The sequence below is a fragment of the Pseudoalteromonas sp. MMG006 genome (assembly GCF_018101025.1).
GTDB lineage: Bacteria > Pseudomonadota > Gammaproteobacteria > Enterobacterales > Alteromonadaceae > Pseudoalteromonas.
This window is the reverse complement of sequence record NZ_JAGJEJ010000002.1, coordinates 109,890-125,301: the sequence shown is the minus strand read 5'-3', so window position 1 is coordinate 125,301 and position 15,412 is coordinate 109,890. Positions and strand designations below refer to the sequence as shown.

Sequence of the window (15,412 nt, the reverse complement as noted above, 5' to 3'; positions counted from 1 at the left end):
AGAGGGAGTTAGTCTTGCGGGTTGAGTTTAATTTTTTCGTCAAGCCCGCTGCCCATATTGCCCCCTAGCATACTTAGTAACTGGCTTTTTTCAGCCGCGGTGGTGTTACTCAATTGCTTTAATAGTTTACTCATATTAAGGTTTTTCATGGTTTCAGCTGAGCCGTTAGCGCCCGCTAATACTCCTTTCAAATCCTCAATTAAATTGCGATCCCCATTTAAGTGATCTTTGAATACAGTTTGTACTGTTTTGCTTTCATCTACTAAACCATCTATTGATTTACCTAAGCTAATAGCACTCATAAACTGGTTAAAGAACTGACCATCACCGCCCATAATATTAATATCGGCATCGCCAAGAGCTTTGCTCATCACTTGTGCTTGATGCTCTGCTATATCTTTACCCGCTTCAATTTTAGCCAGCACTAATTCTTTTTGCTGGTTTAGTTGAAGTGTAAAGCTTTCGTAATCACGGGCATCTTGGTCCATCGCATTAAGCGCCTGTAGTTTTTCTTCAAGGCCTTTGGCCTCAGCAAGCATTTTACGCTCTAGATTAATGGCTTCGACTTCACCTTGTTTCTCATTAGCATCAGCCATTGCTGTTTGCACTTGCGCTTCAGACAAGCCAATTTCACGGTTACCCTGCGCTTCTGCTTCTAATTTTTGGCGAAGTACCTTCGCATCCACTTCACCTTGCATTGCGTTTGCTTGTGCTTTAGCCGTAATTACGTCTGCCTCAGCTAAGCCCTGTGCTGCTGTTTCAACTTGTTGTGCTTGAGCCAGTATCTTTTTAGACTCTGCTTGCTGATTAGCAATGCGCAGCTCTGCATTGGCCATTGTTTCAAGTTCACGAGCTTTAAACTCAGCAGCTTGATCTTGCGCTTTAGCAGCTTCAATATCTTTAACCAATGCTTCTTCTGCTTCTGCTTTAGCTCGGATAATGATGGCGTCTTTTTCACGTTCTGCACCGGCTAAAACCTGCACATCTTTAATACGTTCTTGCTCTTCTGCTACCGATTTTTCTACTATTACGCGATCGCGCACTACATCAGCAATTTCTTTGCGCTCTACTTCAAGTGCTTTTTCTTTATTAATACGTAAAATTTCAGTTTCTCTTTCTCGTTCAATCACTTCTATTTCACGAGAACGTAAAACTTTCTCTTCCTCAATACCCAGTACACGCAGTCGATTTTGCTCTGCAATATCAAGCTCACGCTGCTTGTTTTGCTCGCTAATTCCAATTGACTCTTCAGATTGAATTCGAGCCTGCTCTGATTTTAAACGCTCTTCGTGGCGTACTTTTTCAGCTTCGGCGTGTTCGCGTGCTTTAACGGTTTCAATTTCACGAACCTGACGCGACATTGCATCTTGTTTTTGGCGTTCAATCTCGAGTGATTTTTCTGTGGCTTCTTGGTTTTGTATTTCTACTTTTGCGCGCTCATCACATTTTAATTGATTGGTTAATACATTTTGCGCTGCCGTCATTTCGGTAATACGACGGATCCCCTCGGCATCAAGAATGTTTTGTGAATCAAGCTTTTCAATCGACGTTTGTTCTAGGTAATCAATAGCAACATCTTCAAGCGTGTAGCCAGATAAATCTTGCCCTATCACTTCTTTAATATTGTCTCTAAATTCGTTTCGGTGAGTAAACAACTCAACGAAATCCATTCGTTTACCAACCGTTTTAAGTGCTTCTGAAAACTTAGCTTCAAATAACTCTTGTAGCGTTTCATGCTCTGACGCACGTGCACAGCCCACATGTTTAGCGACACGCAAAATATCGTCTTTATTTTCATTAACACGAATATAAAACGTAATGGCAATATCGGCGCGTATATTGTCTTTACAAATCAAGCCGCCTTTATCTTTACGCTCAAGCACCATGCGTTTAGTTGAAATATCCATGACTTCCATTTTATGGATAACAGGGTAAACAATGCCGCCTGTTGTGGTTACATCAGGTTCATTTTTCATCTTATTTATAATGAGCGCTTGGCCCTGTTCAACTTTGCGATAGAACTTGCCAATAATTAACAAAATAGCAAAAATGACCGCGATCGCTATACCTACAAACGTTAATATAGGTAGTAAGTTATCTAAAAATTCCATGTTATGTCCTAACGTAATTATCGATTTATTATGTGTTATTTACAGCAAAAACGGCGTTTAGTTACCAAGGTTTAGCAGTAACAATATAACAATGCTGCTTTTTTAAGTGCTCAAGCAATACAACCGTATCACCTGTGCTATAGGGGTGTTCGTCGTGTGATCTTATTTGAATTAATTGCTCGGTACCTTGAAAATTAATTCTTCCTTGCCCAAATGTAGGTGTCACTTTGCCAGTAACTACTATGCATTCGAGACCTAATAGGTCGCTACTACTAGAGGTTTCTACACTTGAAAAAAAGCCCTGTAATGGCTTTGAAATCATAATGGCAATAGGTAAAGCAATAATCGCGCTGGCTACTAACATCACTAAACCAAAAATATAAAATAAAATTCCATCGCCAAGTAGGTAAGCAAAAAACTTGTGTGCATAAATATTAATTAACCAGCTCAGCATAACCACTAAGCTAATTGATACTGTAATAGGGATACTGCCAAAGCCAAAACTCGATAATAGCCCAGTGCTGTTTGTATTTGATGAATTAGCTTCTATATCTAAATCAGACTCGAACATGTCGATATCAGCAAAACCCAGTAAAGTGATTGTCCAAAACAACACAACAACTAATAACAGGGCCGTGAATATAACGGTAGGAAACGTAAGCGCTAAGTTTAAAAATTCCATATTACAGCTATCCATTTGTATTAATACGTATATACAATAAGATTTTTACCACTTTGAAGAGAATTTGTTAAGTTTTTTATAACAATTACAGTCTGCTTTTATAAACAATTGTAAACAAACTACCTCCCGTTTTACCTATAGTATAAAGCACTAAGCATCAACACTTTCTTACAATCGTTTAATTGCCATGCAAAGTCCCCTCACTATAATACCCTTTCTGGATACAACTAATTAACTTTTTAAGAAAGGATACTTATGCGATTTTTAATGCCACTCTCTTTGCTTGCACTTAGCTGTGCAGCATCAGTAAACGCTGAACAATCAGCGTCAAAGCAATGGTTTAATACAATTAACTACGCAAAAATTGATTCACGCTATTACAGCGATAATGTGTACGGATTATCTACTCATTATTATTTTGAAGAACAACAAAGCTCTGGCGTGTGGGATGATTATGGCTACCTAGATACAGATAGTAACATAGGCTTAAATTACTTTAATTCAGATGGTTATAGCCAAAAAGGAATATTTGGAGAAGGCTTTTACGGTAATGTTTTTGCAACCGTAGAGCTGCCTAATGTTGGCGATAATGATACCTACTCGGTTGGTTTAGGTTACTTATTTGCTGATTCGTTAAAGGTATCCGCACGCATGGTAGATTATGAATATGGTGATACGGTTTATCTATTTAAAGCGCAATATAATCATCAAATTAATGACACCGATTACATTGGCTTTACGGTTGAAACTGATGATGAAATAGACTCGTGGGACTTATCATCACGTTACTTTTCCCATCTTTACGATGATAGCTACTTTACTATAAATATTGATTACCTAGATGCTGGCGATGACCCTTTTTTAAATGTGCTGGCAAATTATTACTTTAATAAACATGTCGCGGTCGGCGTTGGTTTAAATGACTCTGATTTGGTTATTGAGGGTAAATACTTTATTAACGATAGCTACTATTTCAGCGCTAATTACACAGATAACGATGACTACGATATATACAATCTTAGTTTTGTAGCTCAGTTTTAATAAATACAAAAAAGCCGCCTTGCTCGAGTCACTTCAGTTAAACAAGGCGGCTTTTATATTAAAAATATCTATAGCTTACATATTACCTAGCTCTATCATCATTGCGGTATACATGCGTAAATTAAGCTCTAATTGCTCAAGCGTGATAAATTCATGTTCTGAATGGCCTGTATAACGTTTACCTGGCATTGAAGGGCCAAATGACACGGCATTATCAAATAGTTTTGCGTTAGTACCGCCGCCAATTGATACAAAGTCAGCTTTTTTGTCGCCGGTAAAATGCTTAAATATATCGAGTAGCTTTTGCGCGTGCGGCGCGTTATCTAACAGCATAGGTGTACCAATAACCGTATCTACTTTACTAAGCATTACGTTATTTACCGTTTCCCATTCTTTAATAGCGCTATTTATTTGTTGTTTAAGTACATCTTCATCCTTGCCTACTGGGCGGCGCGCGTTAATAGCTAATGTTAATGCGTTACCATCACGTTCGATCACAGTAGGTGCTACTGTCATTGGGCCCATAAATTTATGCTCGTAGGCAATATTACCAAATTGCTTACCATGAATATCTAAGCCAATTAACTGGTTTACAAATTTTATAAGCTGGCCATCGCTATTATTTTCAAGTGCGACGTCTTTAAATAACTCGCTTAGGTGTGCAATAGCATTAACGCCCGACTCTGGCTCTGATGAATGCGCAGACATTCCTTTTACAGTTATTTTTAAGCCTTCACCTTGCTCTTTAAAACTAAACTCAACGTCACTAAGTGTTTTAGCTTTAGCTTTTAATGAGTCAATTAAGCTCTCGCTTGCATTGTGCAGTACTAAGCTTGCATCTTCTGGTATTTGGCTTTTAAACGCCCCACCAGCAACATCGCTTACATATACACCAGTTTGTTTTGAAGTAGCGCTAAATGTAGGTGCAATTAAGCTCCAGCCTTTTTCGGCAACAACTACTGGGTATGATGCATCAATGGTTACGGCATACTTTGGTTGATCGTAAGTTTTCATAAACTCGGTCAATGGGCCCCAGTCAGACTCCTCAGCTAGGTAAATCATCAGCTCTATGCGGTTATCAAGCTCTATGCCTTTATCTTTAATCGCTTTCATAGCGTAAAGCGCAGTGGCTATGGCGCCTTTGTCGTCTTCGGTACCGCGCCCAACTAATTTTCCAGGCTCTGAGGTATCAATAATAAATGGGCTTTGCTTCCACTTACTCGCATTAGCTGGTTGTACATCACCGTGGGTAACGACTGTTACTTTGTCTGTTTGTTTGCCCATACCAATAAGCACAGTGTAGCCAAGATCTTGGTAATCGAATCCCAGCTCTGCGGCTTTCATTTTTAATACAGATTTAAAGTTAATAAAGTCTGGGTTTTGTGGTGCAGGTATTGAATCTTTATTTACTGTAGGAAAGGCAACTAAGTTAGTTAGCGTATGTACTTGCGCATTTTGGTAGGTGTTTACAGCGTAATCGGCAACACTATCAATATTTTCATGTAACTGTGCATGCGTGCTAAACGCAAATAAAAGAGCACTGACTAAAGCTAACTTTTTCAAAACTGATCCTATTTTATTAATAACTAAGAGCTTTAATTATAACGCCCACACAGTATTGCAAACAATGCTTTGCGGCGGACTCACAACTTATTAGCGTAAAATATTTATATAGCGGGTTTGGTGTAGATAGCAGTATAATGCGCGACTTAAATTTATTTAGCTTAAAGGTTTTAGCTGTGAATCGTCGTAAAAAAATCGTCACTAAATTTCAAAAGAAAGATAAACGCGCTAATGCCAAATTACATAAAAGCGGCAAACCAGCTTATGTGTCAAAAGCTGAGCGCGAAAAATTAGCCGAACAAGAAAATAATGAGCCAAAAATAATTCAAGAGTAACTTTACGCTACCCTTTGTTTGATAATGTAAAGTGGCAAGAGTACCGAGTACTCACATATGCAACTACTGCCGTGGCAACTGTAAGTTCAAACGTAGCTAAATAATTAACTGTATCAATATATGGCATTGTGAAGTTTGTACTTTGCATCCAATCTTTCATTTTAAATAATGCTGTTGCTCCAATAACCATTGGAAACGTAAAAGCGGCGTAGCTAGCCGTAAAAGGTCTGCGTAATAACTTTATAAATAACACATAAACAATCAGTGTTTTTGTTATCGCTAATATAAATAATACGCCCACAATAAAGAATGATGGATTAGCTACAATATGAAAATACCCCGCTAACGTTAAGCTAGCTGGTGCTGCTAAAATAGCAAGTGTTGGTTGTATTTCGTAGTCACTTTTTAACGCTAGCAAAAAACGATAAAACATAATTGGCAGCATTATAGCGTATGTTGATATACCAATGATCAGGGCGCTGTAAGCTAACCACGCTAATATCGGATTTCCCGAAAAAGTAATATCTGCAATAATTATCCCTACAGGTGGCACAAACCAACTGGGCGCCATATCTTCAAAATTAAACTTTTTTGCTCGCTGGTATAAAAAACTCATCAAAAATATGAGATGCAGCACCAAAGCTAAAACCCAGATAATATCGCCAGCTAATGGATTAAATTGCCCAACTGAGTTTGAAATAACAAGATTAGCCATTGCAAATGTAGGGATCACACTTCCTGCAACTGGGTGAGCTAAATCGGCTTTTAATAAATGAGGGTGTAGTAAAAACTTAGCAGCCAAAAGTAAAACTAATACGCCAGCGAGTACCGCTCCCAAAAATTGCCCGTGATTATTTAAGTTAAAAACGTTTTCCCATGTCCACCCCATGCTCGCAATAGCTAAAGCTAAACCGCTCATGGCTGTTGGCGCACCCATAACCTTGTTTTTAAATTGCTTAAACACTTTATTTCCTAATCACTGGGTAATGCACCTTTACTGCATTACCTTAAAATAACGCTGCAAAATTAATACAAACGTGTTTAATAGAACGCTTTTTACATACAAATATTTCATAAAAATAAGTTTTCAGCTTAATTATTTAAGCGCGCAAAAAAGCCATAACATAGCTATGGCTTTTACTTTATTTTAAAATTTAGTTTAGTTAAAACGCGTAACTAACGCTTACATTAAATGAACGACCCTGCCCTGCAAGTTGTTCAAACCCGTTGCTGCTGTCTTGTTTAAGTGCTGCAATACTTACGCCCCCTAGTGGAAGTTGGTAGAACTCATCAAACACGTTACTCACTTCTGCGCTTAGCGTTAATGAATCCCATGTGGCTTTAGAGCTTAAATTAACCAAGCTGTAGCTGTCTGTTTGGTTTTCAAAACGATTATTATCTACACGGCTTTTAGTATCGACCCATTGCCAAGATAACTCATTTTCAAATCGACCTATTTGCTGGTTAATACCTAGCTGAGTTTGCAGTGGTTTAATTTGATAAAGCGGCTGGTTAGTATCGTCGCGCTTGCCTCTGGTATTAGTAACATTAGCGTGTAACTGCCAGTTACCTAAATTTTTAGATTCATAAATGTTGGCTGTTAAATCTATTTTTGCACCATACAAAATCGCATCTACATTAGTAAACTGAAAAATGTTACGCGCTGTATTGTCCATGTCATAACTATTGAAGCTTCTTACACTGTCAGCATCAATATAATCACTCACATCGGTATACCAAACATTGGTACTTAACCGCCAACGATCATCTTTTGCCGATTTAATATAAGTAGCACTTATTGTATGCGCTGTTTCAACATCTAAATCAGGGTTACCAATATAACCATTACCATCGCCGTACCAACCAATCATAGTGGTTGCCATGGTACTTACACCCCAACTGTATCGCTCATATAAATTAGGGGCACGGTTTTTACGGGCAAGGCCAAATTGTAGCTCATCATAATTTGTTATTTGGTAGTTTATTAATAAGTTAGCGTCAACTACAGTGTCGGTTTTATCCCTGTCGCCAGCATTAAAGTTCTGTGCAGCAATAGTATTATCTGTAGACGTATCGCTCATGGTCATACTTTGCATGCTACCCATGTCGCTCATATCGCCCATATCCATCATGCTCATACCGTCGTTATAAGATTGAACTTTTCCTACTTGGGTATTAACACTTTCAATACGTACGCCTGCGTTTAACCACAGTTTTGTATTTATTTGGCTCTCGTATTCAGCAAATGCAGCTATGCGCTCTCGTTTGCCGTTATTTATATTTACATAATCATTTGGCCCCATCATTATTGAGCCTTCAATAGCCGGCCACCAATCATCAATGCGGTAGTTATAGTATTCTTGACCAAGCAGTAATGTGCTATTTTTATCTAGATTAATGCGCCATTTAAGCTGTGTGCTTATATCTTGTGCATCGGTTTTCATAGGCATCATGCCAGTTTTTTCTTGGCTAAAAAAACCCATTTCGTGCTTTACACTGTGCCAATTAAACTGCCCTTCAAATTCGCTATTATCAAAAGAGCGTTTGTATTGAGCAATCGCACCGTAACTGGTGTTATCGGTCATATCCATGTATTGATTTGCAAATCCTTGGTACGGAATTTTTTGATGTGTGAGCTTTATAACTAATTGTTGTTTTTCATCGCGTATGGCACCCGTTAAGCTGTGATTTTGTGCTCGGTATAATGTATCAAGCACAACATTGCCATTTCCATCCTCGTAGCTATCAGCATCACTATACGACCCTTTGTAATTAAGGCTAAACGTGTCGCTTGCTAAGTGAGCTCCTGCGCCAAGTTTACGTCCATTATCCACACTGCTGTACTTAGCAGATACATAACCTGAGTGCCACGCTAAATCACTACTTTCACTGTATTGTGGTGCAATCGAGTTAACACTAATCACACCTGCTATGTTATCGCCCCCCGCGCTTACTGGTGAAACACCAGCTACTACATTGTAAGACGTTATTTGATTTGCAGATATATAAGAAAGAGGCGGATTCATATGATTAGCGCACGCCGCTGTTACATCGGCGCCATCAACAAGTACTTTTACTCTATCACCCATTAAACCATTTAAAATAGGTAAGTTAGACACCCCACCCGCAGCAGAAAAATTCACACCTAAGTCACTTAATAACGATTCTGACGAACCAAGTGCTAAGTGCTTATTTTGTGCATGCCCGTGCACTTCAATAACTTCTAAGTCGTTATCATTGGCAACAGCAACTGACGATATAAAGCCACTAATAATTATTGTTAAAGGAGAAAGTGAAAATATTTTATTTGGTTTGCTTTTATAAGTCATAGGAGGTTATGCCACTGTAATAATTGGCATAATTATATAACGAGAGAGTTTATGTAAAGCGCGACATAATGTCGCACTTTGTTAAGTAACCAGATATAACTAGCTATTAAGCTGTGCTACAGTTTGCGAAACCACATCTGCACCGCGTTCAATTTCTTTAATCACCTCAGACACATTAGATATTAATTCTCTACCTTGTTCAGATGAGTCTGACACTGAGGTAATTTGCTTAGAAATATCGTTTGTTAGTTCTTGGTTGTTTTTAACCACGGTCGCAATTTCGTTAGTCGATTTACTTGTACTTGCTGCAAGCTGCCTTACTTCGTCTGCAACCACAGCAAAACCTCTGCCATACTCACCTGCGCGAGCCGCTTCAATGGCGGCATTAAGCGCTAATAAATTGGTTTGATCGGCAATACTGCTAATGGTCGATACAATCGAACCAATAACGGCTGATTGCTCATTTAGGTTTTTAATTAAATCGACCGACTTAAGCACTTGGCTTACAATTGCATCTGAGTTAGTAATGGCGCTTTGTAGTATTTCAGAGCCTTGCTTAGCTGTTTCTACCGTAGCCACAGCCGACTCGTGTGCAATTGCTGCGGCATCGCTTACTGCGGTATTGTCGTTTATACGAGCGGTTATATCAGATGCAAATTTAATGATTTTAACAACATTGCCTTTACTATCTAATATGGGGTTATAGGTCGCTTCTAACCAAATTTCTGAGCCATTAGAGGTAATGCGCTTAAACTTACCAGACTTAAACTGGCCTTGTGCTAGCTCATTCCAAAATTGTGGATTTTTCTCATAAAATAATGAGGTACAAAACATCTTATGGTGCCGCCCAACAATATCCTTTAGGCTGTAACCAATTGTAGATAAGAAGTTTTGATTGGCGCTTATAATATTCCCTTCTGGAGTAAACTCTATGGTTGCTAAAGCTTTATCAAGTGCCTTTGCTATCGCCTCCTGCGCCTGCCTTTGTAAATAGCTCGTTGTAATGTCTGAGGCTATTTTTATAACCTTAGTAACAATGCCATTTTCTTCCACAGGAAAATATGTAGCTTCTAACCAAAGCTTATCCCCGTTGGCTTTAAAGCGTAAAAAAGAACCGCAAGTAGATTTACCTTGTTGTAAGTTGTGCCAAAATAGACTGTATTCTTTAGAGTTTGCATATTCAGGTTCACAAAATATTTTGTGATGCTCGCCTATTATCTGCTCTTTACTATAACCAATAGTCTCTAAAAACAGTTTATTAGCGTCTAAAATTATTCCTTCAGGTGAAAATTCAATATAAGCAACGTGCTTGTTAATCGCTGACAAGATCGATTGCTTTTGAATTAATTGAAGCTCCAGCTCTTCAATTTTTGCGTTTTTTATAGAAATACCAAACATGTAAAAACCTTAAGGAATAAATTTAAAAGTAATAATGTGATATTGAAATGTAGCTACACTGTAAATATAGGCCTAAAATAGATGATAACCTAATATTTTAAGATCTTATAGCTTCATGCTTTATAAATAGTTTTTTTGCTTTTAGCTTTTTTAAAAGTTATTTATTCTAATTAACATTTAAAAAACCCTGTAAAACCATTAACTTTATGCATGACTCAATACTCATTTTAAATTAAAATACCCCTCTCACTGAACATCTACTCTCACACCACAATTTAAGTTAATACTCAGCCCTCTATTTAAGATTTGCAGCGCTGTTCTATTTTAAAATTAAAACCTTAAGGGATCTTTCATGAGCGCAGATATCGCGTCGACGCCAAACGGACTAAACCGAACTGCTATTTTAGTGGTATTAGCATTAGGCACTTTTATTTTAGGCTTATCAGAATTCTCAATGATGCCAATGCTGCCATTAATTAGCGAAACGTTTGGCTCCACACCTTCACAAACTGGTTATGCTATTAGTGCCTACGCTATTGGTGTTGTTATAGGTGCCCCAATATTAATGCTAACTACAGCCAATATGCGCAAACGCAAAGCACTGCTAATATTTTTAAGCTTAATGTGCATATCTAACGGTTTAAGCGCCCTTGCGACCTCTTTGGAACAATTAGTTATTTTTAGATTTTTAAGTGGCTTACCCCATGGCGCTTACTTTGGTGCAGCTATATTGCTAGCGTCTGATATTGCACCTCAAGGCAAACGAGCCAGCTTTATGTCTAAAGTATTTATGGGGTTAACAATCGCAACAATAGTCGGCGTGCCTATTGTTACCTTAGTTGGGCAAAACCTTAGCTGGCGTTACTGTTTAGCAGGTGCTGCTGTTTTAGCATTTATCGCCTTTATTTTTGTTTATAAAGTGGTACCTAATATTGATAACGCTAAGCCTTCTAACTTATTAAACGAGTTTGGCGTGCTAAAAAACAAACTTGTTTGGTCAATTTTAGGTATTGTTATTATTGGTTTTGGCGGTGTTTTTTGTATATACACTTATATTGCCGACACTATTTTAGATGTAACTAAAACAGCGCCTTATACTATATCTATTGCGATGGTAATGTTTGGTATTGGCTGTACATTAGGTAATTACGTATTAGGTAAAGCCGCTGATAAATCAGCAATTAAAACCACGGGCTTTGCCCTTATTTGTACTATTGTGTTTGCTTTTGCCTACGTTAGTGCAAGCCATAATATATGGATGCTTTATGCAGTAGTATTTTTTATTGGCTGTAGTGTAGGCTTAGCAACGCTTATCCAGTCTTTATTAATGGATGTATCACCTGATGGCCACGCAATGATTGGTGCACTGGTGCAATGTGCATTTAATATAGCCAATGCGATTGGCCCTTGGGTTGGCGGTATAGCGATTGCTCAAGGTGCAGCACCAAATCAAACAGGCTATGTTGCGGCAATTTTATTTATTGGTGGGTTTTTTATGTGGTTATTAAGCTACATACAGTTAAATAAAAAGCAGCAAGTAGCACAAACGTGCTAAACGCATTTCAAAATAAGACATTCCCAAATACAAAAAGAGCCGCTAAGTAGCGGCTCTTTTTATAGTTACGCATTATGCACTGAGTGATTCCATATCAATGACAAATCGATAACGCACATCTGATTTTTCCATACGTTCGTACGCTGAATTAATTTCGTCTATGTTGATCATTTCACACTCTGGTAGCACGTTATTCTCACCACAAAAATCAAGCATTTGCTGTGTTTCTGCTATACCACCTATAAGTGAGCCTGCCACTTGGCGACGCCCCATTAATAAAGGCACAGTATTTAACTCATCAACAGGCCCCACTTGGCCAACAATAATTAAAGCGCCGTCAATGTCTAATAGCGGTGTATAAATTGATAGGTCGTGCTTCACAGGCACTGTATCAATGATTACATCAAATGCCGACAGCGACTTTTTCATTTCATCATCGTTTGTTGACACTAAGTAATACTGGGCACCCAGTTTAACGGCATCCTCTTTTTTAGATTCGCTACGCCCAACAACAGTAACAATTGCTCCCATCGCTACGGCATTTTTAACCGCCATGTGCCCTAAGCCACCAAGCCCTACAACAGCAACACGGCTGCCTTTTTTAACGCCCCACTTGTGAAGTGGAGAATACGTAGTAATGCCTGCACATAATAGAGGGGCCACACGCGAAAGATCTAAATTTTCTGGAATTGAAAGTACGAACTCTTCGCGTACAACCACACTTTTAGAATAACCGCCTTGGGTTATTTCGCCGTTTTCTCTATCTTTACCTGCGTAAGTGCCAACCATGCCCTCTCGGCAAAATTGCTCTTCGTTGTTGTCGCACTGATCGCAACTTCTGCATGAATCAACCATACAGCCCACACCAACTGTATCACCTTGCTTATATTTTTTAACGTCGCGACCAACCGACTTAACCTTACCAACAATTTCATGGCCAGGTACGAGCGGGTATTCAACACCGCCCCAATCATTTCGCACAGCATGTAAATCTGAATGGCACACACCGCAGTATAAAATTTCAATTTCTACATCGTTATTGCGTAAATCGCGGCGCTCAAACGCAAACTCTGTCAGTTCAGAACCTTGGCTTTTTGCTGCATATCCTACTGTTTTCATAATAACTCCATAGTTTATAAAAATTTAAGTCGAGTTCACGTTAACGTACAAGCTGTGAATTTAAACTGACCAAAAAAAAGCCCAACAATGTTGGGCTTTTTTTTATATACGCTGTGCTATGTTTACTTTTCGAGTAAGGTATTTATTTCATCAATAATTGCATGAATGCGCTGTGCATTTTTACCTAAATCACTACGTCCAACACGCGATTTACTGCGAATATCTACAAAACGCTGATTGGCATCATCTGTAATGCGAATAACCACATCATCTTTAAACCCAAACCAAGTCGTTGTGTCAGTAGCCTCAACAATACCCGTTGCCGAATTTGTATTAACTAAAGCAAAACCCAAGTTTTTAACTGCTTGCTCACTGACAGCCAGCAAATCAGTTTTTGATTGTGCATAACTTAATGTTTTAAGCTCAGGGTAGGCTTTACGTTGTTGAGCTGCCGTTTCTTCACCGGCATAAGCGACAGGGTTAGATGCATCGGCTCTAAGTGGAGCAATTGCTACAAACTTTGGTGGATTAACTAGGTCTGTGGAAATATCATGAATTGCAGGAACACTTTTAGCTTTATTCATCATATTAAGCGGCATTGCAATGGCGACGGCAGAAAATACAAAAGCAATTAAACCACTGCTTAACGTTAACGTTTTACGCATAAAGATAGCTTGTACTATTAGCAGCACTAATGCCGCACCACCCGCGTACACACCAAACCTAAAACCGGTAAAGGCAGTGCCAAGTTCAACAAGGCCAAATTTATATAAAGGCCCTGGTAATATAACTAACAAAAACGCAATTAAGCTTACTAAACTCACTAAAACTTTCATTTTAAGATTCCTTTACTGTGTGTAATTTTTATTTTAAATAACCTAACGAGTACACTATACCGCCAAGCACTGCGTTTAGATTACTATTAGCGACCAATTACACAAAAAAGTCCAACGTTGTGTTATTAAAGTTACTTAAATTAGGAAATATATCAACAAGCTCAGAGCTTGGAACGCCAAACCACTGCGCTAACGTTGCAAAGTATTGCTCGTTTGCAACTTGTGGTATTAAACGCCCGCCACCCGTGTCTTGTGGGCCATCAAGTTGTTGAGTGAGTAACTCGCCGTAAATATTTTGCCCTTTTACAGCCCCGCCCATTACTATTTGATTACCAGCCCAACCATGGTCTGTGCCATCTCCGTTTGAAGTGAGCGTACGACCAAAATCCGACATAGTAAACGTGGTTACTTTTTCGCTCATACCAAGCTCAGTCATTGCATTATTAAATTCAGCTAAACCATTAGCCAATGTATTTAATAGTGCTGGGTGCGTTGTTAACTGATTATCATGTGTGTCAAACCCGCCCATAGACACAAAAAACACTTGGCGTTGTGTGCTTAGTTTAGCTTGAACACTGATTGTTTTAGCCACAGCTGCAAGTTGCTCACTAAAGCTTGTTTCGCTAAATGAGGTAATAAGCGCTGGTGCATCTTCTAACGCATTATTCATACTTTGCGTGTTGTTAATCGCGCTGTTTAAACCATCTGCGTAAGCGCTGCCTAACACATGGTTGGTGTTACCTAGTATGCGGTTCATTATATTCGTTACATGCTCAGTACGAGGCTGGTATCCACCAAAAGCATTTATAGTGCTTATACCGCTTTTATTTAATGCAAACGCGCTAGTGCTAGCTCCTGTTTGCCACAGGTTAGTACCATCAAGTGAAATATTAGCAGCAAATTCGTCATGTACGGCTAAGCGTTCAAGTAAACGCGCTCCCCACCCACTGTTTAAAGATGCCTTTTCACGGCCATACATCCACGACGCTTGCTGGTCATTATGCGAAAACAAATGCTGAGGAAGTGGCACTGCTTTGTTTTTATAATCATCTAGCGACGTTGGGGTTAACAAAGTCCCTACTCCGCCTATAAAGGCTAAATTTTGAGACTCAAACACACTTTGAATAGGCTCTAGCGATGGATGAATACCCACTCCACCAGCAAACTGGGTTGCAGTATTTAATGTAATTGGCGATGCAACAGCTAAGTTTTGTCTGCTTTGCTCATACAAGTTACGTTGCTCTGCCTCAAGCGGTACCAGCATATTTAATGAGTCATTCCCACCATACAAATACACACACACTAGCGCTTTATAATCGCCTAGCTCAACAGCTTTCGAAGCACCTGTTAATGCTTGTAATTGTAGGCTAGTTAAAGCCGCAGCTGACACACTGCCTTTTAAACATAATGACAAAAAATCTCTTCTATTAATGCTCATTATGC

At 38.9% G+C, this 15,412-nt stretch carries 12 protein-coding genes; 3 read left to right on the top strand and 9 right to left on the bottom strand.

Features of this window, described 5'->3' with window-relative positions; genetic code table 11:
• Window positions 1-8: 8 nt before the first annotated feature.
• A complete protein-coding gene (locus J8L73_RS03050; protein ID WP_138681258.1) occupies window positions 9-2,111 on the bottom strand; it encodes a hypothetical protein in 2,103 nt (700 codons plus the stop codon).
• A gap of 61 nt (window positions 2,112-2,172) precedes the next feature.
• Window positions 2,173-2,793, bottom strand: a complete 621-nt coding sequence (locus J8L73_RS03045) for a DUF1449 domain-containing protein (protein ID WP_211014744.1) — start codon at window positions 2,791-2,793, stop codon at window positions 2,173-2,175.
• A gap of 255 nt (window positions 2,794-3,048) precedes the next feature.
• Between J8L73_RS03045 and J8L73_RS03040 the strand changes: the two genes are divergently transcribed.
• Window positions 3,049-3,834, top strand: coding sequence for a putative porin (locus J8L73_RS03040; protein ID WP_211014742.1), 786 nt, complete (start codon window positions 3,049-3,051; stop codon window positions 3,832-3,834).
• 75 nt (window positions 3,835-3,909) lie between these two features.
• On the opposite strand, the gene J8L73_RS03035 is transcribed toward J8L73_RS03040, so the two are convergent.
• Window positions 3,910-5,397, bottom strand: coding sequence for a dipeptidase (locus J8L73_RS03035; RefSeq protein WP_211014740.1), 1,488 nt, complete (start codon window positions 5,395-5,397; stop codon window positions 3,910-3,912).
• Window positions 5,398-5,573: 176 nt separating this feature from the next.
• Here J8L73_RS03035 and J8L73_RS03030 point away from each other — a divergent pair, with 176 nt between their 5' ends.
• Window positions 5,574-5,732: a DUF2986 domain-containing protein gene (locus tag J8L73_RS03030; RefSeq protein ID WP_211014738.1), complete on the top strand. Its 159-nt coding sequence runs from the start codon at window positions 5,574-5,576 to the stop codon at window positions 5,730-5,732.
• Between the two features lie 7 nt (window positions 5,733-5,739).
• Here the strand turns inward: J8L73_RS03030 and J8L73_RS03025 are convergent, their stop codons facing one another.
• From J8L73_RS03025 to J8L73_RS03015, 3 genes are all read right to left on the bottom strand, one after another.
• Complete coding sequence (locus J8L73_RS03025) at window positions 5,740-6,696, bottom strand: TDT family transporter (RefSeq protein WP_211014736.1); 957 nt, start codon at window positions 6,694-6,696, stop codon at window positions 5,740-5,742.
• Between the two features lie 199 nt (window positions 6,697-6,895).
• A complete protein-coding gene (locus J8L73_RS03020; RefSeq protein ID WP_211014734.1) occupies window positions 6,896-9,061 on the bottom strand; it encodes a TonB-dependent receptor in 2,166 nt (721 codons plus the stop codon).
• A 99-nt stretch (window positions 9,062-9,160) separates the two neighbouring features.
• Window positions 9,161-10,459 carry a PAS domain-containing methyl-accepting chemotaxis protein gene (locus J8L73_RS03015; RefSeq protein WP_211000065.1) on the bottom strand — a complete coding sequence of 433 codons (1,299 nt, stop codon included), beginning with the start codon at window positions 10,457-10,459 and terminating at the stop codon, window positions 9,161-9,163.
• 352 nt (window positions 10,460-10,811) lie between these two features.
• Between J8L73_RS03015 and J8L73_RS03010 the strand changes: the two genes are divergently transcribed.
• A complete protein-coding gene (locus J8L73_RS03010; RefSeq protein ID WP_211014732.1) occupies window positions 10,812-12,014 on the top strand; it encodes an MFS transporter in 1,203 nt (400 codons plus the stop codon).
• Between the two features lie 72 nt (window positions 12,015-12,086).
• Here the strand turns inward: J8L73_RS03010 and J8L73_RS03005 are convergent, their stop codons facing one another.
• From J8L73_RS03005 to J8L73_RS02995, 3 genes are all read right to left on the bottom strand, one after another.
• Entirely contained in the window at window positions 12,087-13,133 is a 1,047-nt protein-coding gene (locus tag J8L73_RS03005; protein WP_211014731.1) for an NAD(P)-dependent alcohol dehydrogenase, read from the bottom strand.
• Between the two features lie 122 nt (window positions 13,134-13,255).
• Window positions 13,256-13,969, bottom strand: a complete 714-nt coding sequence (locus tag J8L73_RS03000) for a DUF1499 domain-containing protein (protein ID WP_211000067.1) — start codon at window positions 13,967-13,969, stop codon at window positions 13,256-13,258.
• Window positions 13,970-14,066: 97 nt separating this feature from the next.
• Entirely contained in the window at window positions 14,067-15,407 is a 1,341-nt protein-coding gene (locus J8L73_RS02995) for a DUF1501 domain-containing protein (RefSeq protein WP_211014729.1), read from the bottom strand.
• Window positions 15,408-15,412: the final 5 nt, after the last annotated feature.

Bases quoted from the DNA above. Each gene is read 5' to 3' on its own strand.
- J8L73_RS03005 (WP_211014731.1), bottom strand. From the start codon at position 13,133: ATGAAAACAGTAGGATATGCAGCAAAAAGCCAAGGTTCTGAACTGACA.
- J8L73_RS03020 (WP_211014734.1), bottom strand. From the start codon at position 9,061: ATGACTTATAAAAGCAAACCAAATAAAATATTTTCACTTTCTCCTTTA.
- J8L73_RS03040 (WP_211014742.1), top strand. From the start codon at position 3,049: ATGCGATTTTTAATGCCACTCTCTTTGCTTGCACTTAGCTGTGCAGCA.
- J8L73_RS03050 (WP_138681258.1), bottom strand. From the start codon at position 2,111: ATGGAATTTTTAGATAACTTACTACCTATATTAACGTTTGTAGGTATA.
- J8L73_RS03000 (WP_211000067.1), bottom strand. From the start codon at position 13,969: ATGAAAGTTTTAGTGAGTTTAGTAAGCTTAATTGCGTTTTTGTTAGTT.
- J8L73_RS03015 (WP_211000065.1), bottom strand. From the start codon at position 10,459: ATGTTTGGTATTTCTATAAAAAACGCAAAAATTGAAGAGCTGGAGCTT.
- J8L73_RS03010 (WP_211014732.1), top strand. From the start codon at position 10,812: ATGAGCGCAGATATCGCGTCGACGCCAAACGGACTAAACCGAACTGCT.
- J8L73_RS03045 (WP_211014744.1), bottom strand. From the start codon at position 2,793: ATGGAATTTTTAAACTTAGCGCTTACGTTTCCTACCGTTATATTCACG.
- J8L73_RS02995 (WP_211014729.1), bottom strand. From the start codon at position 15,407: ATGAGCATTAATAGAAGAGATTTTTTGTCATTATGTTTAAAAGGCAGT.